Raw genomic sequence first — 19,822 nt, forward strand, 5'->3', positions numbered from 1 at the left:
TATTTCTTACCGGGCAAAGGCATCTAGAATTTAGATGCCATGCTAACCTAAATATAAAAAGCAGATGCACCCCAAACAGAGATTCTGCTAAGGTCATATTTATAATTCCCAAAATTTACAAAAAAATAACATTAGTCATTAGTCATTTGTTATTTGTAAGAACACACGTAGGTTGGGTTGAGGCACGAAACCCAACTTTACCAAATTTTGCCTCAAATTTCCGAAAATATACGTAGATTCAGTTGAAGAACAAAACCCAACACTATGTGAAAATTTTTTTACTTCGGAATGTATTATCTGCATCTGTCTTGAGCAGCGATCGCCATTATCGCTTTTTCTGTCTGCGGCAGGGTTAATCTCTCGTGGTGGATTTATTAAATATTGTAAAGCAGGTGATAGTAAATCACCTTGAAAACACTGAAAAGCGATCGTGCATTTGAGCAATTGGAGATTATTATGACTTTTACTTCTGATGCAAAAACAAAGCAGCTTGTACAACAGTTCCGCAGCTTTGATGCAGATACTCAACTCGCCCTTCTTTGGTTTGGCTACCTAGATATCAAAGACCAACTGACACCAGCAAACCAGACTTCCGCACAAGATACCGCAGCAGCTGTATACGATACAATCCGCGCACTGCCTAAAGAACAGCAGCTTCAAGCACAGCGCGATATCGTTAGTGGTGCAAATAGCGATATCAGCCATGCCTACAAAGCTTTAAGCTCCAGCGGTAAATTGGATTTGTGGCTCAGACTCGGAAGAGCTATGGAAGATGGTACCGTCATTCAAGTGCCCTCCGACTATCAACTACCCTCTCAAACACAAGAGTTTGCGAACAATATCAAAGGCTTGGATTTTGAACAGCGCATTGATTTTACCCGTAGCGCTGTATTCGAGATGGGTGCTTAGGTAGCGGCGCAATGCCTTGAGCCAATAACTAACAAATAATAAAAAGAGCCCGGTTTTATAGAAAAACTGGGCTTTTCAAGTTTATTGACTCACATCTTGCACCACCATTTCCCAAGCGAAAATAATAGGCTAAAAAGCTTATTTTTTCGTAGCTTATTTTTTCGTAGGGCTGGCAGTGCCCACCCTACGAAACTTTTCAATTAAGGGGTGGTGGGCAGTGCCCACCCTACGGCACTAATACTAAATTGAAAAAAGAACGCAACACACGGATAATACCCCTCCCCAACCCTCCCCTTAGTAAGGGGAGGGTGCCCGATAGGGCGGGTGGGGTCGTTTATGTATCAGAGTTAATACTGAAGAACGGTTATTCCTACACCTTAAACTTCTCGGTAATGCGCTTCATTGCTTCCTCAACGTTTTCCCGGCTGTTGAAAGCGGAAATACGGAAGTAACCTTCACCTGCAGCACCAAAACCAGAACCGGGTGTACCGACAACGTTACAGGTGTGCAGCAGTTTGTCGAAGAAATCCCAACTGGACAAACCATTGGGAGTTCTTACCCAAACGTAAGGCGCATTGACACCCCCGTAAACTGCCAATCCGGCTGCTGTCAGTTTTTCGCGAATAATTCTGGCATTTTCCAGGTAGAAGCTTACGAGTTGCTTGATTTGTGCTTGACCTTCTTCTGAGTAAACTGCCTCTGCTCCACGTTGTACGATGTAAGATACTCCATTGAATTTGGTGGACTGGCGGCGATTCCAGAGTTTCCACAGTTCTACGTCGGAACCATCGCCTGCTTTTGCCGTGAGTGTTTTTGGCACAACAGTTAGCGCACAACGGGTTCCGGTAAAGCCTGCATTCTTGGAGAAAGAACGAAACTCGATCGCACAGTCTCTTGCTCCTTCAATCTCATAAATGGAGTGGGGCAGTTCTGGATCTGTAATATAGGCTTCGTAGGCTGCATCGAAGAAAATGATGGAACCATTGGCTTTGGCATAATCCACCCATGCCTTCAGGTGTTCCTTAGTAGCGGTTGCTCCTGTAGGGTTGTTGGGGAAGCAAAGGTAAATTAAATCGACTTTTTGTGAGGGAATTGTTGCGGTGAAGTTGTTTTCAGCAGTAACGGGCAGATAAACTAAGCCCTCGAACTCCCCTTTATCGTTGGCAGGCCCAGTATGACCCGCCATGACATTAGTGTCAACATATACAGGATAAACGGGGTCGGTTACTGCAATAACGTTGTTATCGCCAAAGATATCGAGAATGTTGCCATTATCACATTTGGAACCGTCAGAGATAAAAATTTCGTCAGCCTGAACTTCGCACCCCCGTGCTTGAAAATCACGGGCAGCTATTTTCTCCCGCAACCAAGCATAACCTTGCTCTGGGCCGTAACCTTTGAAGGTAGAGCGATCGCCCATTTCTTCAACGGCTTTAATCATAGCTGTGCGGCAAGCTTCCGGCAAAGGTTCTGTAACATCACCAATCCCCAACCGAATAATCTTGGCATCAGGATTTGCTTCTGCAAAGGCATTCACCCGTCGCGCAATTTCAGGGAACAAGTAACCTGCTTTCAGCTTGAGGTAATTATCGTTAATAGTTGCCATAGTAGATCGTGAAAAACGCCACAAATAAACAGCTTACTGCTAATTGCCATGTGTTATTTGATGAATGAGTTGCGGCAAATCCTCAAACGCTATCAAAACTCTGAATTGCTGTAAACCCTTCAGCCTCAAATGAGTGATTTCCTGGGCGGATGGAAAAGAGCGTTTGCATCCTAGCAGTTCGAGCTGCTTTCAATTCAGCCGTGACATCAGAGATAAAAAGAATTTTTTCCGGCACACATCCAATGGCATTGGCTATTTTACGATAGCTCTCGGCTTCCCGTTTATTCCCAGTTTGAGTGTCAAAGTAACCGGTGATAAAACTCGTGAGGTCTCCCTCTTCACTGTAGCGAAACAGAAGTTGTTGTGCTTGAACACTTCCAGAGGAGAAGATAAACAGTTGTTTGCCAGCATTTGTCCAGCGTTGAAAGGCAGGTTTAACGTCTGCAAAGATTTGCGATCGCAGCGTCCCATTCCGATACCCTTGATTCCAAATTTTACCTTGTAACGATTTCAACCCTGTAGATTTACGGTCAATGGAAATCAGATAATCGATATAAGGAACTGCAGCCGTAACTCCAGAGTGCCAATTGGGTACTGGCAAACCCTGCGCCAAGTCTTTTTCATACTCTTGTCTCAACCATTGCAGGTCAGTTTGAACCTCGCTATCCTGGTGGTGGGCTGTGAGAAAATCAGCAACGCGATCGCGAACAAACGGAAATAACACCCCGAAGACATAATCAACTGGGGTAGTTGTCCCTTCAATATCTAGGAGGATAACGTCTGCGGTATGGGAATGGGGTACAATCATGACTGAGTAATTAGTGATTCGTAGTTAACGCAATAACACATTAACGGCACCCCAAACTATCGCGAGTTGCCACCCCTGTAACGGGATTCACCCCATCAGCACGCTCGCACATCAACTTCACCTCGTAAGTATCGAGAATGGCATCGGAAAAATCCGCTCCCGTAATCTTTGCATCGTAGAAGCGACTGCTTGTGAGAATGGCATCGGTGAAAATGGCATTCGTTAAATCGGCTTCAGCAAAGATGACGCGGTCGGCAAACGTTTGCCTAAGATTTGCTCCACTCAAGTTGGCTTTGAGGAACGAGCTCTTAGTCAGAATCGTTCCTGTAAGATTTGCCCCTTGGAAGTTTGCCTCCTGCATATTAGCACCCGCCAAGGAGGTTCCTTCTAAATTTTTGTAGGAAAAGTCTTGATATCGTAAGTCAGCAAGAGTGTAGTTGACGGTATTTTCCTGTGCCAGAACAACGGGAGTATTCACACAAAACCAGCATCCTGTTAGCAAAAGAACAAGCAGAACGCCGAAAACAGATTTTAACCAAGTCTTTACCTTGCGCTTCATTGAGAGTTTTTAGAACTTGTAACCAATTCACATCCTACTGCTGTTCAGCATGACCTGAATGAGCAATTTGCTCAGTACTTAAGCTAGCAAAGTCAAACAACTGGGGATCGGCGAGATGGGATGGGCAAACATTCTGAAGGCTGCGAAACAAACTTTCAGTCCTCCCTGGGTAGGTTTTTTCCCAAGCTTGCAACATCTGTTTTATTTGTGCCCGTTGCAGGTTCTCTTGTGAACCACAAAGACTGCAGGGAATAATCGGGAATTTTCTGAGGTTGGCGTATTGCTCAATGTCGCTCTCGGAACAGTAGGCTAATGGTCGGATGACTACGTGTTTTCTGTCGTCACTCAACAGCTTGGGTGGCATAGCTTTGAGTTTTCCAGTATGGAACATATTGAGAAACAGGGTTTCCACAATATCGTCTCGATGGTGCCCAAGGGCAATTTTCGTAGCACCTTCAGAGCTAGCAACTCGATAGAGAATGCCACGGCGCAGGCGCGAACACAAACCGCACATGGTCTTCCCTTCGGGAATAACACGTTTTACAATACTATATGTATCTTCTTCTATGATTCTGTAGGGCACTCCCAGAGATTTTAAATACTCTGGCAGTACGTGTTCTGGAAACCCAGGCTGCTTCTGGTCTAAGTTCACGGCAAGAATATCAAATTTCACTGGGGCTTTGCGCTGAAGGGCGAGCAGTAGGTCAAGCAAAGTATATGAATCTTTACCTCCAGATACGCATACCATAACGCGATCGCCATCCTCAATCATGTTGTAATTGTGAATGGCTTGTCCTACCAAACCACGCAAATGCCCTTCTAGTTTTCTCAACGCTTTCGAGGTAAGAACCTCCGTTACTTCCATGCGATATCCCCTTAATCTTGAACAATGCTCCTACAACAATCTCAGGTAAAAATTTAGAACGCCGTTCAGCAGCTTCTCATATTCGTGACATATCTTAGTATGAACTACTCATGAGTGAGCCATTTTCTTACAGACAAAAAATTGGTATCTCTAAAAGGTAGCATTCTTAATTTTGCCCCTGCAAAAGCGACACTCAAAAAGTTAACTTTGCATTTTTGAATCAAGGAGCGATCGCCAATGTCAGAATTACCCCCAATTTCACTTCGTCCGATGGATGAATACAACCAGACATTGGTATCCTACGTCCATCCACCAACTTGGGTCAATCCTCAACCTGCCGATTGTTACGATTTAGTAGTCATTGGTGCCGGTACAGCGGGATTAGTGATAGCAGGAGGTGCAGCACTTTTAAATGTGGGTTTAAAAGTTGCTCTTATTGAAAAACACCTTATGGGAGGGGATTGTCTGAATTTTGGCTGCGTACCATCCAAGTCCATCATCCGTTCTTCTCGCGTAGTTAGCGAAATGTGGAATGCCAAACAGTTTGGCATTAATGCACCAAAATACGTTGACGTAGATTTTCCGGCTGTCATGGAAAGGATGCGGCGTATAAGAGCTAACATTAGCCATCATGACTCAGCGGAACGCTTTCAAAAAATGGGGGTGGATGTCTTTTTAGGTAGTGCTCGGTTTGCAAGCGATGATACTGTGGAAGTTGGCGATAAGACTCTCCGCTTCAGAAAAGCAGCGATCGCAACAGGAGCTAGAGCCGCACAACCCCCAATTTCAGGAATTAAAGAGGCAGGATATCTCACAAGCGAAACGGTTTTTTCCCTCATCCAAAAGCCTCAACGTCTAGCGGTGATTGGTGGTGGTCCAGTTGGTTGTGAATTAGCACAAGCTTTTCGACGGTTTGGTTGCGAAGTCACCCTCTTCCACCAAGGAACTCACATCCTGAATAAAGAAGATACTGATGCGTCTGATATTATGCACAAGGTTTTTCTTAGAGAAGGAATTCGCTTAGTGTTGGGGGGAAAAATAGAGGAAGTAGAAAAGACTATTGAGGGCAAAACCCTTTACTTCAGTCGTAATGGTAAGCAGGATGTTATTTCAGTAGATGAGATACTAGTAGGTACGGGACGGGTTCCAAATGTAGAAGGGCTGAACTTAGATGCCATTGGGGTAGAGTACGATCCCCGCCAAGGTGTTAAGGTGAACGATTATCTTCAAACCACAAATCCCAGAATTTATGCAGCTGGCGATATCTGCATGAACTGGAAATTTACTCATGCTGCTGATGCAGCTGCGCGAATAGTCATCCGAAATGCGCTGTTTTCCCCATTTGGATTGGGGCGTCAAAAACTGAGCAACCTAGTGATGCCTTGGGTTACCTACACAGATCCTGAAATTGCCCATGTAGGGATGTACGAACATGAGGCGCAGGAAAGGGGTATTGATGTTGCGACAATTAAAATTCCTTTGACTAATGTAGATCGAGCACTCACTGACAGTGAGGAAGAAGGATTTGTCAAAATTCTTCTTCCTAAAGAGTCCGATACGATTCTAGGGGCGACTATTGTTGCTCGTCATGCAGGTGAGATGATTTCACAAATAACGATGGCAATTGTTAACAAGATAGGTTTGAGTAAATTAAATCAGGTCATTTATCCTTATCCAACTCAAGCTGAAGCGATTAAGAAAGCAGCAGATGCTTATTATCTCTCTACCGCCCTTACACCAACTACCAAAGGATTATTAGCTTGGGTGAAAAAGTTTTCTTAACCTAGAGACGCGTCATGGCGCGTCTCTACTCTACATTTGTGTGTTGCACTTAGCATTTGATAATGATGTGATGTTTGGAATCCAAAAGGATATCACCTTGCTTTTGTAACTTACCTAAGATTCTAGTAATTGTTACCCTAGTAGTACAGCAAGCACTGGCAAAATCTTCATGAGTAAAACGGGTATTCAAGCGAATTCCTTCAGCAACTGGTTGACCAATTTCTTTTTTTAATAGTTGTAACAAATCGTGAAATCGGTCTTGTACCCGTCGTCTACTTGCAATGGCTAAAAAAGCTTCGGTTTGTTGTAATCGTTGATTAATTTTTGGTAATATATGTTGACAAATAGTTGGTGAAGCAGTGATTTCTGTCAAATTAATTGATACTAACTCCACATTAGATAAGGCTGTTGCTTGATAGGTATGCAGTGAAGTTAGGCTCGAACTAAAAACCATTCCTTGTGTTGCTAACCCAACGAGAACTTCTTCACCTGTCTCACACAACGTACTCAGCTTAACCAAACCCTGTTGAACGCACAAAATTGTTCCTGGGTGAAGAGGGATAGTTTCTCCCTTACAATACTTATATATAGAACGTCCTTGACTGAGGTCAAATTTCTCCTCAGAAAAAGTTAACTCCGTCAACTTGCGTTTTGTGATATCCCGTATTAGCCAACGCAAAGCTATTGGGTTCCTCTTTTCATTACAAACAACTCCCACCGAAATTGCAGCCTCAAAAAACTCTCCATTGCGTTTTTGCCAAGATAGTACCAACTCTGTGACTTTGTCACATTTGCTTAATTGAAACAAGTAGTTGCGAAAATTTTGACGTTCTTGCAATGCCACGTAGTTAATTATTGGTTTGCCCAGTAAATACTGTTGTGGAACGTTAAACAAATGACTAGCTGCATGGTTGACTTCTTGAATGATGCCAGTCATATCGGTTACTAAATAGGCGTCTGGTGCAAATTCAAATAAATCCTGATAACGTTGCTGTTCTGCCTCAAGTAAATTTCGTGTTTTTATCAGTTCTTCATTTTGCTGGTATATTTCTTCCGTAGCAAGCTTCACCATTTCAGAAGCATTACCCAGTTCAACAAGTGCTTTTGGCACAAGGTTTGGTGCTACAGGTGTAGTGCTGCTAATACTTTCATACAAGTTTGTTAGCCGCCTGTGCATTCCTTGGGCGCGTTGCGTGAATGTGTCTGTCTCTAAGTCTATATTCACTAGAAAATCCCTATCCCATTACAAAGCCTGCAAAACTTAAGCAATTTATCTGAAGAAAAGGCTAAAGGCAAACAACAAAAAAGGATAAAGGATGAAGGATAAAGGATAAAAAATAAGTTGATAGATGGATACTTACCCACGGCAGTTGCTTTAATCTTTGGGAAACAAGCCAACGAACTGCCTCCTCAATTTGTTGATGGGATCTACTTCATACTTCATCCTTCATACTTTATCCTTCAGTTAACTGGTTATAATTACGTGCCTAATTATACAAAAAATCTGACCGCTTGACTTCCCAATTGATAATGGTAATAGATATATATGCTACATTGCTTCTATCTTTGGTGAGAAATTTTTGCAGTTGAGGAGTGGTGCCCACTAAGATTCGGGAGCGGTTTTGTCTATTTCACCTAATTCTTAAGGAATTCTGTATCAAAACTAACTTTTTCTATATATTAATGTCAGTTGGTAATTGACGAAAACCAGTTGCTGTTTTCAATATCAATTCTTTTTGGGGATGAAGAAAAGGCTAACTCTACCTCATTGTATTTAGGTAAAGTACACTCTCAAAGTACCACTTTCAATATATTCTATGCAATCGCAAAACGTTATAAATTCTACTCTTCAAAATATGTCACGCAGGGAACTACGAGATTTAGTTAGAGTGCAACTGCAAATGTTACTACAAGCAGGAGACTTGCAGGGAGCAAAATCTATTCTAGTCCCCGTACAGCCTGTGGATATTGCCGAAGCAATAGAAGGGTTGCCAGAAACAATGCACGCTTTGGCATTCCGTTTGCTTTCCAAACACGAGGCTATTGAAGTTTATGAGTATCTGGACTACAGCGTTCAAGAACGACTGCTAGAGGAATTAAAGAGTCAGGAAGTTCTTCATATTGTCGATAAAATGTCACCAGACGATCGCGCTAGGTTATTTGATGAACTACCAGCAAAAGTTGTCAATCGTTTGCTAGAACAGCTGAGTTTGCAAGAACGGCAAGCAACAGCTCAACTACTCGGTTATGAACCAGGAACAGCTGGGCGCATCATGACCCCAGAATTAATCTCTCTTAAAGAGAATTTCACGGTAACTGAAACCCTAGAGCGAATTCGCCGCTTGGCTAATGCAAGTGAGATGATTTATTACCTCTATGTGACTGATGGGGCAAGGCGCTTAACAGGAATTTTGTCTCTACGAGAGTTAGTCACAGCCCAACCACAGCAACAGATTGGTGAGGTTATGACACGTGAGGCGGTTTTTGTCTACACTGATACAAACCAGGAAGAAGTTGCCAGATTGATACAAAGATACGACTTTTTAGCTGTGCCTGTAGTGGATCGAGAACAGCGTTTAGTTGGTATTATCACTGTAGATGATGTGATTGATATCCTGCAAGAAGAGACTACAAAGGATATATATGCCTTAGGTGGTGGAGTGCAATCTGAAGGTGACAATTACTTTCAGTCAAGTTTACTCAAAATTGCCCGCAAACGGGTTGTGTGGTTGCTGGTTTTACTTGTTACCAATACGGTGACGGGGACTATCATTAAATCCCAAGAGGATATTTTATCACAAGTGGTGGTTTTGGCAGCATTTATTCCCTTGCTTACTGGTACGGGTGGTAATGTCGGTGCCCAATCATCTACTGTGGTCATTCGCGGGATGAATACCGAAGAAATTCGTTCCCTTGGTCCATTGCAAGTCGTTGGGCGGGAAGGGCTGGCTGGTGCTTTGCTTGGGGGAATGTTAGGCATCATCGCTACCATTTGGGCTTTTGTGCTAGAACAGAATTTAGAGGTAGCTATTGCAGTAGGAACAAGCCTCATAGCCATTTCGATTTTGGCTTCTATTTCCGGTTCTGCATTGCCATTTTTATTCCGCCTACTCCGTTTAGATCCGGCATTGATGTCAGCACCATTTATCACCACAGCAGTCGATGTTTTAGGTGTTTTGATTTACTTTAATTTGGCTCGGGTTATTTTGAAAATATGAAAATATTGTAGTTAGTGGTTGTGAGTTAGCAGTTTGTCAAAGCAGACTACCACTAACCATTAACCCTCCGGGTTCGCCAGTCCCCCTACGGTGGAAAACCCGCCTAAAGGGCTGGACTCACCACTAACCACGCTTAAAGTTCTGATGGCGTATCTGGGGCAACGACTTCACCAGTACCTATAGTCAATATCATGTCTCTGTCAGTAATCAAATCTGAGAGTTCCTTAACTTGTAAATTCATTTCTTCACACGCTTGTCGCAATTCTCGCGCAAAGGTGTTAAGGTCATCTCCATAGCCGCATTGATGAGCAGCAGTTTCAATTCCCTGCTTGGCATTTGCTCTTGCACTGGTCGTATTTGCGTAAATCTACAAAAGGTGAGTCATTAGTCATTGGTCATTGGTCATTAGTCATTGGTCATTTGTAGAGACGCGACATGGCACATCTCTACGATTTTTGACTTTACTGTGTTACTGTAATTTGTTTGGTCGGGGATGGTGATTGTGGAACAGGTTGGGATGCATTATTTAAGCGACCGTTGTGTTGGCGTAATTCGTAGAGTTTAACACCAATTTGATATTCATATTGGCTTAAAAGGCGTCCGTAGATGTATCCGGCTTTGCCATCTAAAAAACCGCGTTGAATGATGTAGAACAAAACAAATCGCAAAAACGGTTTAAATGGCAATCGCACCCAAAGTTTTTTTAAGAAACGCTTGCGTTGTACCGCATCTCCAAAGAGACTTGCGCCAATAGTACCGTTGTCGTCTTTGCCTGTAAGCAGATTGTGGTAAACACGGGCTTCCCAGTTAGAGTAACGGTTGTGTCTTTCTATCCAATGGTAGAGGTCGCGGAAATCCTCGTGTAACATGTCATTTTTCAGATACCCAACTTTGCCATTCAAAATAACGTGTTCGTGAACTTCGTTATCACCTGTATTGGGGATATCCTCAGTATTGAGGTTTTCGTAGCGACCTTTCTCGTGCTTAAACAACCGTAAATTCCAGTCAGGATATTTACCACCGTGACGAATCCACGTACCTAAGAAAAAGACGCGGCGGTTGAGGTAATAACCGTTGTATTCAGGATTTTGAATTGCTTGGGCAATTTCATCCCACAATTCGGGGGTAATACGTTCGTCACAATCGACAATGAGAACCCATTCGTTGCGGAAAGAGAGGTTCTCTATGGACCAATTTTTCTTTTTCGGCCAGCGTCCATTAAAATAGAATTGCACAACATTTGCGCCGTAGCTTTGGGCTATTTCAACGCTTTTGTCGCTACTCTGGGAATCAACAACAAAAACCTCATCTGCTCTTTGGACGCTTTCCAGACAGGCTGGCAAGTTGGCTTGTTCGTTTTTTGCTGGAATGAGTACGCTTACTGGTATTTTTGAGTACATAATAAATAATTGTTACTTGTGATCTTTTTTGGATGTGGATAGAAGACCCTTGATAGCAGCGTTTAAATAACCAATTTGACCATAGGCATATACAAGTTTATCAAAGCGTTCTGCCGGGTCGGAAAAATACTGTAATGATTTATACAGACCACGCAGAAAGCGCTCGCTGCCACGCAGCAATTGACCCATACCAGCTTTACCAATTAGTTCTTCCCGATAGCAATCACTGATACCTTGCCACCAGCCTCTGTTAAGGAACCATGAGCGCTGAAGCCTCTCTGGAGCAACGTTATGAGCCACAAGTGCGTCTGGAATGTAAGCAACTTGCATTCCTCTTTCAAGAGCAAGTTCAGTCATTTGCAATTCTTCATGCGATAGTAACTTTGTACCAATTCGACCGAGATTAGTATCAAAACCCCCTATTTCTTCTAGGAAACTACGACGTATGGAGTAATTCAAGCCTCTAGGGGTCGATCCCGGATCGCTGATGTAAACTATGTTATCGCCTAAATCGTATGCTCCTAAGTTAGCGGCTAATCCCGTTGACAGCCAAGGTGGGGCATAATGACCTTTGGGCCACAATAGGGTGACTTTGCCACCAGCAATTGCTAATTTGGGATTGTCTTGATACGCCGACCACAAAACTTGCAGCCAGCGCGGGCTTGCTTCTGCATCATCGTCCAGGTATGCCAAAATTTCCCCACTAGCAATTTTAGCTCCAGTGTTACGAGCGACAGAAAGTCCAAGAACTGGCTCAAAAACATATTTGAGTCGGGGATCGTGGCTTCGTTGTTCTACAACTTCACGGGTGCGATCGCTCGATCCATTGTCCACAACTACCACTTCAAAGTCTCCAGCAAAATCTTGTGCCAAAAGACTATCTATGGCAGCCCCTAAATACAGGTCTCGGTTATGAGTACAAATAACGGCAGAGATTGGCATTTGTGGCATATCAGTCATCAGTTATCAGTTATCAGTATCAGTTGTCAGTTATCAGTCATGACTGGTAACTGTTTACTGATTACTGTTTTAGCCTGCTCTGGAGCTAATCTATACCAAAGATTTCCAACTCACCAACCGAGTTTTTTCGGAGAAATCGAGATAATCCTTAATTTTTCTGGTATTTGCTTGGAAAAACGGTGTTTGCAAACGTTAATTAAACTTTTGAGTTCTTTCCGGGGGAAGAACCGGAAAGCCTCAACTTTTGTGTTATTGTCCTTGGATGTGACCGTGCAAAATCACAAGAGTTTCTGCCAGTTGAGCAAGACGGGTTTCTAAATATTGCTTGCGTCCTAAGAGTTGGCGCAACTTTTGGTAACGTGCGATCGCCATACTAACACTTGCAACCTGTTCTGTTGGGCATGGACGCGACCACACTTGACCAGAAGCATCCAATCCACACAGACGATATCCTGTGCGGGGCGATTGACAGGCAACTTTCTTATCCGTACAAATTTCTTCCACATAATCCATCAGTCGATCGACTTCTGCATGACGCAGTGTTGCAGTTCCTCCTGCATCCGGTTCGCGATCGTGGGACTCCAACCAACCATTGACAATGGGTCCTGCTAAATAAATATCTTGAATTTGCTTAACAATTTTTTGTAATTCTCTTTGCCAAGAAGCAACTATTTCTTCGATGTCTTGCAATATATTCATAGCCAATGCCGGATTAGCTGCATTCCGATGGCTTGTAAAGCTAGGAGTTTTTAACTTTGGTAGACTTGGCGCTTTGCAACCGTTCTCTTGTGCTGGAAAAGTCTGTACGCAATTATCTTGGGGAGGTACATTCTGCTCCTGTTGTGTGGTTACCTCACTTTGAGATGGTTTTTCTTTTCCAGAAGATGACTCTGATGTCCCAACGCTAATCCGAAACGATAGAGAGTTCTTTGTTGTACTATCTGGTTCGGTGGAAGCAGTGCTGCGAGTTCCCAGATCGTGTAGAGTTGCCTCTATGCGTTTTACTCCTGCTTTCATATAAAGATCTCTTTGATAAGGGTAAAGTATCAAGGGTATAAGGATGAAGAATCAAGCAAAAAGGATAATGATTTTACACTTCATACTTCACACTTCAACCTTCAGATAAGCCCAATCTTTCTATTTAAAGTGATCTGGGCAACAAAATACCAGTCTTGAAATGAAAAATTTTGGAAAATAGCTGATAGCTTTTTAAACAGTACAACCTTAAAAGTAAAAGATACGCGGTAAATCGTTTTGAGTAAAGTTATTTTAGTAACCGGACCTGCACGTTCTGGTAAGAGTGAATGGGCAGAAACTCTGGCAGCGCAGTCCCAGAAAGCAGTTGTCTACATTGCAACGGCAACTGTTGGTGCAGACGATCGAGAGTGGGAGCAACGCATTCAACAGCACCAACAACGCCGTCCCCAAGATTGGGTCACGTTGGAAGTTCCTGATGAATTGTCTGTCGCACTTGCTCAAACCAAGCCAGATACCTGCCTTTTGGTAGATTCTTTGGGAACTTGGGTTGCTAATCTTTTAGACCGGGATGAGTGGAACTGGCAAAATACCGTTGAAGAGTTTTTAGAAACCGTGCAGCTTGTTGCGGCTGATATGATTTTTGTTGCAGAGGAAACAGGCTGGGGTGTGGTACCTGCTTATTCTGCGGGCAGAATATTTCGCGATCGGTTGGGTTCTTTAGTACGTCAGTTAGGAGCAATTTCCGATACTGTTTACTTGGTCACTGGGGGTTATGTTCTCAATCTAACTTTAGTTGGTTCTCCGTTACCTAATAAGCAACGCTAGAGCCCCCAGCCCAGTCTTCAAAAATTATGCTAAAGGTATAACGCTGTCAGCACAGCCTTCTGAATTTTCTTTAGCTTCCTTGAGAAGAATGCCACTCCGTTGCTGCTGAGTGTTACACCCAACATACCAACTACCAGGATTCCCAAAACAGTTGTCGGTTCAGGAATCGCAGATGCTTTAACCCGATTGGTGCTCGAATCGAGTAATTGACTATAGTCTGCTGTAGTATTTTGATAAAGATAATAGGTTGCTCCTGGAGAGATGAAGATACGGCCAGGAGCCTCAACATTGCTGAGAAAAAAATCACCTATGCCAGTACCAGTGCCTACATCAAAAGCCCCAAAGAAATTGCCTGTAGTCGTGTCAAAGTTAAACTCAAAAAACTGATTGCTTGATACACCATTAACAACCTCGTTGTTAGTTCCAATTAGCTCCTTTGATGGATTGAAAAAAGAAACAGATAGTGATTCCAAGACTTTTGTAGATCCCGCACCACTTTCGGAAATTATAGCTGGGGCGGTGGTTTCATCGTAGCTGAACGACCCAGAAGCCGAATAACCAGCATCACCCTTCCAGTAAAATGTTAAATCAGCAGCTTGAGCCAGATTGGTAAAAGCAATGATGGAAGTCGTACAGAGTACCAAACTAGTTGCTACCTGCGCTGCAGCTAGAGGGAAAAAGCTTTTCATTAATTCAATAGCCTCCAATGGACAAATTACCGCAAGTGAGTGTAATCGGGTGGCACGCCACTAAGAGCCGAATTTCTGATAAAGAAATCAAAAACTGCCAAAAATTGTAGATTCTATCAAAATTGCAATAGTTAAAGAACATAATCCCTTCATTAATAGATTTTATACTAGAACCTAGAGCTTTTGTACACGAAGCAATCGCAAGATTTTTTGCTAATAACAAATACAACAACCAAGTTTTTGTAATAGGATAGCTTCTATTGATTGACTGATAAAGCTTCTAGAGATTGCCCTCTCGGAGAGTGACAGAAGAGGGGCTATACGCGTTGCCGATAGGCGCTAGCCGTGGCGTCAGCCATAGGCTATGGCCTTTGGGCTCTTGCCGTAGACTATGCCTTTTGGACTATACGCCAGTCGCCAGGATCGGGCTAACCTTCCTATGGCACAAAGGTGCCAGACACAAGGGAACGGACTGGGCTTACTGCCTGCAGCACGTTCACTCACTACCTGCTTTCCCTGGACTCACTAATGACAAATGACAAAGGACGACCAAAACCCGTTAACTTTATTTTTACCTATCTACTTACCTAGGGCTGATGCTTTTGATTTATGAATAATCTCTAATAATTTACAACTATTCTTAATTGTTTATTCAAGATTCTCAATTAAAAAAACCCGATACAAACTGTAAAATTGTACTATGGCATCAAAAGAAGACGTTAAACGATACTTAGCCTACTGGTTTCAGTTAGGCAAGAGAGTTGTCATAGACAACGGTGCTGCAACCTTGCAGCCGCAAGAGGTCATTAAAGATGACCGTTACAGTGATGAGTTTGAAAAATGTTGGCAAAGAATTACCTCGCCAGATGCAGGTGACTGTTATCTGGAGGGGACTCATGAAACAATAGCGGAGTTACTGACACAAGCTTGGGACGTCTCTCCCTGTGCTCGTTGCAATATGCCAATACCTGTTAAAAATGTTGGTATGCCTCCGTTGGCTTGCCCCTGCTTTGATTTAACCAACTGGCCTAATTCAGAATTGCCACCGCCCCGATGCCCAATTGATACCCAGGAGCAATTGAAGATGATTCGCGATCGGCTTTTGAGGGGTCTATCCTCAGCAAGGCAGTAATTGGTTAATTTGTATAACTTGGTCAAAAATTTCCACAATCTTCTTGACGTTTGGCAGATGGTAAGTAAGGTTGCACAATCAAGTAGAGCAACCAAATTAAATGTAAGATGCTTGTTGTCAGAAACCCAGTTTCTTGGTTTGGAAACTGGGTTTCTACTTATATGTATTTTTAGGAAATAGATTGCTTCCCAATTCTACAAATTTTTTTCTTAACTAGGTAATTAAGTTTGCAGGAAATGTAAATGATTACTTAGTTACTGCTTGATATTTTATAAATGTAAGCAAAAAGTTGAGTGGCTATAAAGAAACAATCAAATTTTTGCTTACGGTTAATTTCACTTAATGTTACTTGAGGAGAAAAACCATGCTAGTTACCGAAAAGAAACAACTATTTGCTGAAGTTTCTGCTGAAGACTCTGCTACCGTTAGCGGTGGTCAGACCGATCTCTCATTTCACCTCGATGATTATATTTTCTATTTAGGAGCTGGCACTCTCTTTGGTAATCCTGGTCTAACATCTGACGAAATTCAGCATGGCTGGGAAAATTCAATTTATGGAGGTTCAATGACTGTGGGTATAGGCTTGTAGTCAAATTTTCCAGGGTGTTTGCGTTCACCGACATCTTGAAGGAATTATCAATTCAGGAGAAAATTATGCAAGTTATCGAAAAGAAAAAGTTGTTCACTGAAGTTTCTGCTGAAGACTCTGCTACCGTTAGCGGAGGTCAGACCGATCTTTCATTTCACCTTGATGATTACATTTTCTATTTAGGAGCTGGTACTCTATTTGGTAACCCTGGTTTGACACCAACGGAAATCCAGTATGGCTGGGAAAATTCAATTTATCCTGATTCTGGTTTAGCCTTATAGTGGTCTTTTCCAAAGTACTTTTTTGAACGTACTTTTAGGAGCATTATTAGGATTTTCCGAAATTACCCTAGAGATTATTGCGTAAATATAGCACTTTTATCTGAGTCGAAAAAAGCTCCTTTGTAGGAGGAGTTGGATAGTATAAAACTGGCTTAAGTCCTATACCTGGGCTTAATTCAAATGTTGACAAGTCATGTAGAGGTGCTATATGAGTTTGCTAAATACTGGGGCATCTAAAGATGTTCCAGTATTTAGATTAATGACCGGAAAAAATTTTTAAATGTTAATAACGCAGCTCGAGGAGGGAAAAATGGTAACAATTGAAAAACGTCCACTTTTTACAGCAGTAACAACTGAAGAATCTGCTGTTGTTCGTGGTGGAGACTCATCTGCAATACCCATTGATGGTATCCGACGTAATTTAGCTGTTAAGAACCCCAATTTTGGGACAGGGAAGTTTACATTTGTGGAATTATCAGAACCTACCCAGACTGTTGAAATTTTAAATTCTCAACTGCATATAGGTCCCTGGCCCTATTAGCCAAAATCATGGGTGATAAATCAACAACAAGAGTGAGACAACTTTTTATTTAAGCCCGAGCAGATCGCTCTTTTAACTCGTGTCCCTCGGTTGTCAGGTAGTTCATCGTTAAACTCATTTATAATTAGCAAGCGATGGAAGAAGAAAAAAGCCCACTTTTCACAGAACTAAGTTCTGAAGAATCTGCTGCCGTCAGTGGAGGACGTTCTCGGGCTAGTTTCGATGTTAATACTTATCTGTTTATATTAGGGGCTGGTCTTTTATTTGGCAACCCTGGGCTTACTTCAGAAGAAATTCAGTTTGCTTGGGAGCAATCATTTGTCTCTAAACGGCCAAAGTCTCGAAGAAAAAAACGCTTCCTGTGGTGGTAATCGCGATCGCTTTTTGATGGATAGAGCTTAGGCAAAGCCCACGATAAATTGGTGGTTTGGCAGAACTGCAACACGTGAAATACACAAAATAGCCTTAAGTTTGCCTCAGCCCTGATGGAGTAACAGGGAAATAATAACAAGCATACTGGGTATGTTATGAAATACACTCACGTTTTACAGCATAGCGAAGAAGATTGTGGTGCAGCTTGTCTTGCTGCGATCGCCAAACATTATGGACGTACTTTTACCCTGAATCGTGTTCGTGAAGCAGTAGGAACCGGACAACTTGGAACAACTTTACTAGGGTTAAAACGGGGAGCGGAGACACTAGGTTTTAATGCTCGCCCAGTCAAAACGTCCCCAGAACTTTTAAATCGACTGAATGAAGCATCCCTACCCGCCATTATTCATTGGAAGGGGAACCACTGGGTCGTTTTACACGGCAAAGAAGGTAAAAAATGTGTCGTTTCCGATCCTGCTGTAGGCATCCGCTATCTTTCCAGACAGGATTTAGCAGAGGGTTGGACAGATTGGTTAATGCTTTTACTAGAGCCCGATCCAATACGTTTTTTTGACCAACAAAATGATAAGGTTGGAGGTTTTTGGCGTTTCTTAAAGCGGATTTGGATATATAGGACTATTCTGGCGCAGGCTTTACCTTTAAACCTGATTTTAGGGGTACTGTCCTTAGCTTCACCATTCCTACTGCAAATCTTGACTGATGATGTCTTGGTTAGGGGTGATACAAAGTTACTGACAACTGTTGCGATCGCAGTGGTAGTGATGAACTTGATTGGCAGCAGTCTTTCTTGGGTACAATCTAACCTAATTGCTCACTTTGCACAACGACTGCAATTGGGACTAGTTCTGGAATTTGGACGGCAAATTTTGCGTTTACCTCTTTCTTACTATGAAGCTCGTCGCAGTGGAGAAATTGTCAGCCGCCTGCGAGACATAAACCAAATTAATCAACTAGTTGCTCAAGTTGTCGTCAGTTTGCCCAGCCAATTTTTTATTGCGCTGGTTTCTTTAGGCTTTATGGTTTTCTACAGTTGGAAGCTAACGGTAGTGGCTTTATTCATTGCTTGCGTAATGACATTATCTACAGTTATCTTCCAACCCACTTTACAGCAAAAAACTCGCGATGTTTTAATTACAGAAGCAGAAAACCAAGGCGTTTTGGTGGAAACTTTTAAAGGAGCGCTCACCCTAAAAACCACGACAGCAGCCCCACAGTTTTGGGATGAATTTCAAAGTCGTTTTGGTCGTCTTTCTAACCTGACGTTACGTACAATTCAAATCGGTATTATCAACAATACCTTTTCGGGCTTTGTTTCTGCAACTGGTAGCATTTTTTTGCTTTGGTTTGGTGGCAATTTGGTCATTAACCCAATTGAACATTTAAGTATAGGGCAACTGCTTGCCTTTAATTCCATGAATCACAATTTTCTAGGATTCATTGGCACTGTTATCACTTTTGTAGACGAATTTACTCATGCCAAGACTGCAATTCAACGCTTAACAGAAGTTATCGATGCTACACCAGAAAATGAAGGTGATGGCAGAAAACCTTTTGCCAAAATTGTGAGCGATGCTGACATTGTTTGTACCAATGTTAATTTTCACTATGCTGGTCGGGTTGAGTTATTAGAAGACTTTTCTTTAACTATTCCCGGAGGTCAGGTGATTGCTCTCATAGGCAAATCTGGATGTGGAAAGAGCACTTTAGCAAAATTAATTGCGGGGTTATATCAACTCCAATCTGGGAATATTCGTATTGGAATTTACAACCTCAATGACCTTGCTCTTGATTGTCTGCGACAGCAGGTAGTTCTTGTGCCACAAGAAGCTCACTTTTGGAGTCGTTCTATTATTGAAAACTTTCGTATGGGAGCGCCCTATGTGACTTTTGAGCAAATAGTGAAAGCTTGTCAAATGAGTAATGCTGATGATTTTATTAGCAAACTTCCTGATAAGTATCAAACTATTTTAGGAGAATTTGGAGCAAATATTTCTGGTGGTCAGCGCCAAAGACTTGCCATAGCAAGGGCGATTGTTACTGACCCAGCAGTTCTCATTTTGGATGAATCTACCTCTGGTCTCGACCCAGTCAGTGAATCGCAAGTTTTGGATAGACTGCTACAACATCGCCGTGGAAAAACCACAATTTTAATTACCCACAGACCTAAGGTTATTAATAGAGCCAATTGGGTTGTTGTCTTGGAGCAGGGAAAATTGAAAATCCAGGGTTCTTTAGAAGAGTTACGCTCCATTCCAGGAGAACACTTAGACTTTTTAATTCCTTAGCT

Annotated in this window: 20 protein-coding genes; 10 read left to right on the forward strand and 10 right to left on the reverse strand. The window is 42.5% G+C overall.

All coding sequences use genetic code 11. The annotated features are described in order from the left end of the window. The first annotated feature begins 456 nt into the window (after positions 1-456). On the forward strand, positions 457-909 hold the full coding sequence (locus ACYRY3_RS22665) for an orange carotenoid protein N-terminal domain-containing protein (protein ID WP_460203970.1): 453 nt from the start codon (positions 457-459) through the stop codon (positions 907-909). 370 nt (positions 910-1,279) lie between these two features. Here ACYRY3_RS22665 and ACYRY3_RS22670 read toward each other — a convergent pair whose 3' ends face one another. The 4 genes from ACYRY3_RS22670 to ttcA all read right to left on the reverse strand — a co-directional run bounded on the left by ACYRY3_RS22670 (position 1,280) and on the right by ttcA (position 4,747). Beyond that, positions 1,280-2,515, reverse strand: coding sequence for an LL-diaminopimelate aminotransferase (locus ACYRY3_RS22670; protein ID WP_460203898.1), 1,236 nt, complete (start codon positions 2,513-2,515; stop codon positions 1,280-1,282). An 82-nt stretch (positions 2,516-2,597) separates the two neighbouring features. Then, entirely contained in the window at positions 2,598-3,323 is a 726-nt protein-coding gene (gene mtnC / locus ACYRY3_RS22675) for an acireductone synthase (protein WP_460203899.1), read from the reverse strand. Between the two features lie 40 nt (positions 3,324-3,363). Then, complete coding sequence (locus ACYRY3_RS22680; RefSeq protein ID WP_460203900.1) at positions 3,364-3,882, reverse strand: pentapeptide repeat-containing protein; 519 nt, start codon at positions 3,880-3,882, stop codon at positions 3,364-3,366. Positions 3,883-3,916: 34 nt separating this feature from the next. Beyond that, positions 3,917-4,747, reverse strand: coding sequence for a tRNA 2-thiocytidine(32) synthetase TtcA (ttcA, locus tag ACYRY3_RS22685; RefSeq protein WP_460203901.1), 831 nt, complete (start codon positions 4,745-4,747; stop codon positions 3,917-3,919). A gap of 237 nt (positions 4,748-4,984) precedes the next feature. Here ttcA and ACYRY3_RS22690 point away from each other — a divergent pair, with 237 nt between their 5' ends. Then, positions 4,985-6,529, forward strand: coding sequence for a mercuric reductase (locus ACYRY3_RS22690; RefSeq protein ID WP_460203902.1), 1,545 nt, complete (start codon positions 4,985-4,987; stop codon positions 6,527-6,529). Positions 6,530-6,578: 49 nt separating this feature from the next. Here ACYRY3_RS22690 and ACYRY3_RS22695 read toward each other — a convergent pair whose 3' ends face one another. Further along, positions 6,579-7,706: a PAS domain S-box protein gene (locus tag ACYRY3_RS22695; protein WP_460203971.1), complete on the reverse strand. Its 1,128-nt coding sequence runs from the start codon at positions 7,704-7,706 to the stop codon at positions 6,579-6,581. A gap of 640 nt (positions 7,707-8,346) precedes the next feature. Here ACYRY3_RS22695 and mgtE point away from each other — a divergent pair. After that, entirely contained in the window at positions 8,347-9,747 is a 1,401-nt protein-coding gene (gene mgtE / locus ACYRY3_RS22700; RefSeq protein WP_460203903.1) for a magnesium transporter, read from the forward strand. Between the two features lie 133 nt (positions 9,748-9,880). Here the strand turns inward: mgtE and ACYRY3_RS22705 are convergent, their stop codons facing one another. The 4 genes from ACYRY3_RS22705 to ACYRY3_RS22720 all read right to left on the reverse strand — a co-directional run bounded on the left by ACYRY3_RS22705 (position 9,881) and on the right by ACYRY3_RS22720 (position 13,124). After that, complete coding sequence (locus ACYRY3_RS22705) at positions 9,881-10,114, reverse strand: hypothetical protein (RefSeq protein ID WP_460203972.1); 234 nt, start codon at positions 10,112-10,114, stop codon at positions 9,881-9,883. A 94-nt stretch (positions 10,115-10,208) separates the two neighbouring features. Further along, positions 10,209-11,147 carry a glycosyltransferase family 2 protein gene (locus ACYRY3_RS22710; RefSeq protein WP_460203904.1) on the reverse strand — a complete coding sequence of 313 codons (939 nt, stop codon included), beginning with the start codon at positions 11,145-11,147 and terminating at the stop codon, positions 10,209-10,211. A 12-nt stretch (positions 11,148-11,159) separates the two neighbouring features. Further along, entirely contained in the window at positions 11,160-12,098 is a 939-nt protein-coding gene (locus ACYRY3_RS22715; protein ID WP_460203973.1) for a glycosyltransferase family 2 protein, read from the reverse strand. Positions 12,099-12,356: 258 nt separating this feature from the next. Beyond that, entirely contained in the window at positions 12,357-13,124 is a 768-nt protein-coding gene (locus ACYRY3_RS22720) for a hypothetical protein (protein WP_460203905.1), read from the reverse strand. 237 nt (positions 13,125-13,361) lie between these two features. On the opposite strand from ACYRY3_RS22720, the gene cobU reads away from it, so the two are divergent. Further along, positions 13,362-13,910, forward strand: a complete 549-nt coding sequence (gene cobU, locus ACYRY3_RS22725; RefSeq protein WP_460203906.1) for a bifunctional adenosylcobinamide kinase/adenosylcobinamide-phosphate guanylyltransferase — start codon at positions 13,362-13,364, stop codon at positions 13,908-13,910. A 29-nt stretch (positions 13,911-13,939) separates the two neighbouring features. On the opposite strand, the gene ACYRY3_RS22730 is transcribed toward cobU, so the two are convergent. Next, a complete protein-coding gene (locus ACYRY3_RS22730) occupies positions 13,940-14,599 on the reverse strand; it encodes a PEP-CTERM sorting domain-containing protein (protein ID WP_460203908.1) in 660 nt (219 codons plus the stop codon). 700 nt (positions 14,600-15,299) lie between these two features. On the opposite strand from ACYRY3_RS22730, the gene ACYRY3_RS22735 reads away from it, so the two are divergent. The 6 genes from ACYRY3_RS22735 to ACYRY3_RS22760 all read left to right on the forward strand — a co-directional run bounded on the left by ACYRY3_RS22735 (position 15,300) and on the right by ACYRY3_RS22760 (position 19,820). Then, complete coding sequence (locus tag ACYRY3_RS22735) at positions 15,300-15,731, forward strand: hypothetical protein (protein ID WP_460203909.1); 432 nt, start codon at positions 15,300-15,302, stop codon at positions 15,729-15,731. A 364-nt stretch (positions 15,732-16,095) separates the two neighbouring features. Continuing rightward, entirely contained in the window at positions 16,096-16,320 is a 225-nt protein-coding gene (locus ACYRY3_RS22740) for a hypothetical protein (protein ID WP_460203910.1), read from the forward strand. A 65-nt stretch (positions 16,321-16,385) separates the two neighbouring features. Then, a complete protein-coding gene (locus tag ACYRY3_RS22745) occupies positions 16,386-16,601 on the forward strand; it encodes a hypothetical protein (protein WP_460203911.1) in 216 nt (71 codons plus the stop codon). A gap of 310 nt (positions 16,602-16,911) precedes the next feature. Further along, positions 16,912-17,142, forward strand: a complete 231-nt coding sequence (locus tag ACYRY3_RS22750; protein WP_460203912.1) for a hypothetical protein — start codon at positions 16,912-16,914, stop codon at positions 17,140-17,142. A 134-nt stretch (positions 17,143-17,276) separates the two neighbouring features. Next, on the forward strand, positions 17,277-17,513 hold the full coding sequence (locus ACYRY3_RS22755) for a hypothetical protein (RefSeq protein WP_460203913.1): 237 nt from the start codon (positions 17,277-17,279) through the stop codon (positions 17,511-17,513). 156 nt (positions 17,514-17,669) lie between these two features. Next, positions 17,670-19,820, forward strand: coding sequence for a peptidase domain-containing ABC transporter (locus tag ACYRY3_RS22760; RefSeq protein ID WP_460203914.1), 2,151 nt, complete (start codon positions 17,670-17,672; stop codon positions 19,818-19,820). The last annotated feature ends 2 nt before the right edge of the window (positions 19,821-19,822 follow it).

This window comes from Scytonema sp. NUACC21 (assembly GCF_054684315.1).

Bases quoted from the DNA above. Each gene is read 5' to 3' on its own strand.
- ACYRY3_RS22670 (WP_460203898.1), bottom strand. From the start codon at position 2,515: ATGGCAACTATTAACGATAATTACCTCAAGCTGAAAGCAGGTTACTTG.
- ACYRY3_RS22740 (WP_460203910.1), top strand. From the start codon at position 16,096: ATGCTAGTTACCGAAAAGAAACAACTATTTGCTGAAGTTTCTGCTGAA.
- ACYRY3_RS22745 (WP_460203911.1), top strand. From the start codon at position 16,386: ATGCAAGTTATCGAAAAGAAAAAGTTGTTCACTGAAGTTTCTGCTGAA.
- ACYRY3_RS22735 (WP_460203909.1), top strand. From the start codon at position 15,300: ATGGCATCAAAAGAAGACGTTAAACGATACTTAGCCTACTGGTTTCAG.
- ACYRY3_RS22715 (WP_460203973.1), bottom strand. From the start codon at position 12,098: ATGCCACAAATGCCAATCTCTGCCGTTATTTGTACTCATAACCGAGAC.
- ACYRY3_RS22755 (WP_460203913.1), top strand. From the start codon at position 17,277: ATGGAAGAAGAAAAAAGCCCACTTTTCACAGAACTAAGTTCTGAAGAA.
- mtnC (WP_460203899.1), bottom strand. From the start codon at position 3,323: ATGATTGTACCCCATTCCCATACCGCAGACGTTATCCTCCTAGATATT.
- ACYRY3_RS22695 (WP_460203971.1), bottom strand. From the start codon at position 7,706: ATGCACAGGCGGCTAACAAACTTGTATGAAAGTATTAGCAGCACTACA.
- ACYRY3_RS22690 (WP_460203902.1), top strand. From the start codon at position 4,985: ATGTCAGAATTACCCCCAATTTCACTTCGTCCGATGGATGAATACAAC.
- ACYRY3_RS22680 (WP_460203900.1), bottom strand. From the start codon at position 3,882: ATGAAGCGCAAGGTAAAGACTTGGTTAAAATCTGTTTTCGGCGTTCTG.
- ACYRY3_RS22710 (WP_460203904.1), bottom strand. From the start codon at position 11,147: ATGTACTCAAAAATACCAGTAAGCGTACTCATTCCAGCAAAAAACGAA.
- ttcA (WP_460203901.1), bottom strand. From the start codon at position 4,747: ATGGAAGTAACGGAGGTTCTTACCTCGAAAGCGTTGAGAAAACTAGAA.
- ACYRY3_RS22730 (WP_460203908.1), bottom strand. From the start codon at position 14,599: ATGAAAAGCTTTTTCCCTCTAGCTGCAGCGCAGGTAGCAACTAGTTTG.
- ACYRY3_RS22760 (WP_460203914.1), top strand. From the start codon at position 17,670: ATGAAATACACTCACGTTTTACAGCATAGCGAAGAAGATTGTGGTGCA.
- ACYRY3_RS22665 (WP_460203970.1), top strand. From the start codon at position 457: ATGACTTTTACTTCTGATGCAAAAACAAAGCAGCTTGTACAACAGTTC.
- mgtE (WP_460203903.1), top strand. From the start codon at position 8,347: ATGCAATCGCAAAACGTTATAAATTCTACTCTTCAAAATATGTCACGC.
- ACYRY3_RS22750 (WP_460203912.1), top strand. From the start codon at position 16,912: ATGGTAACAATTGAAAAACGTCCACTTTTTACAGCAGTAACAACTGAA.
- ACYRY3_RS22720 (WP_460203905.1), bottom strand. From the start codon at position 13,124: ATGAAAGCAGGAGTAAAACGCATAGAGGCAACTCTACACGATCTGGGA.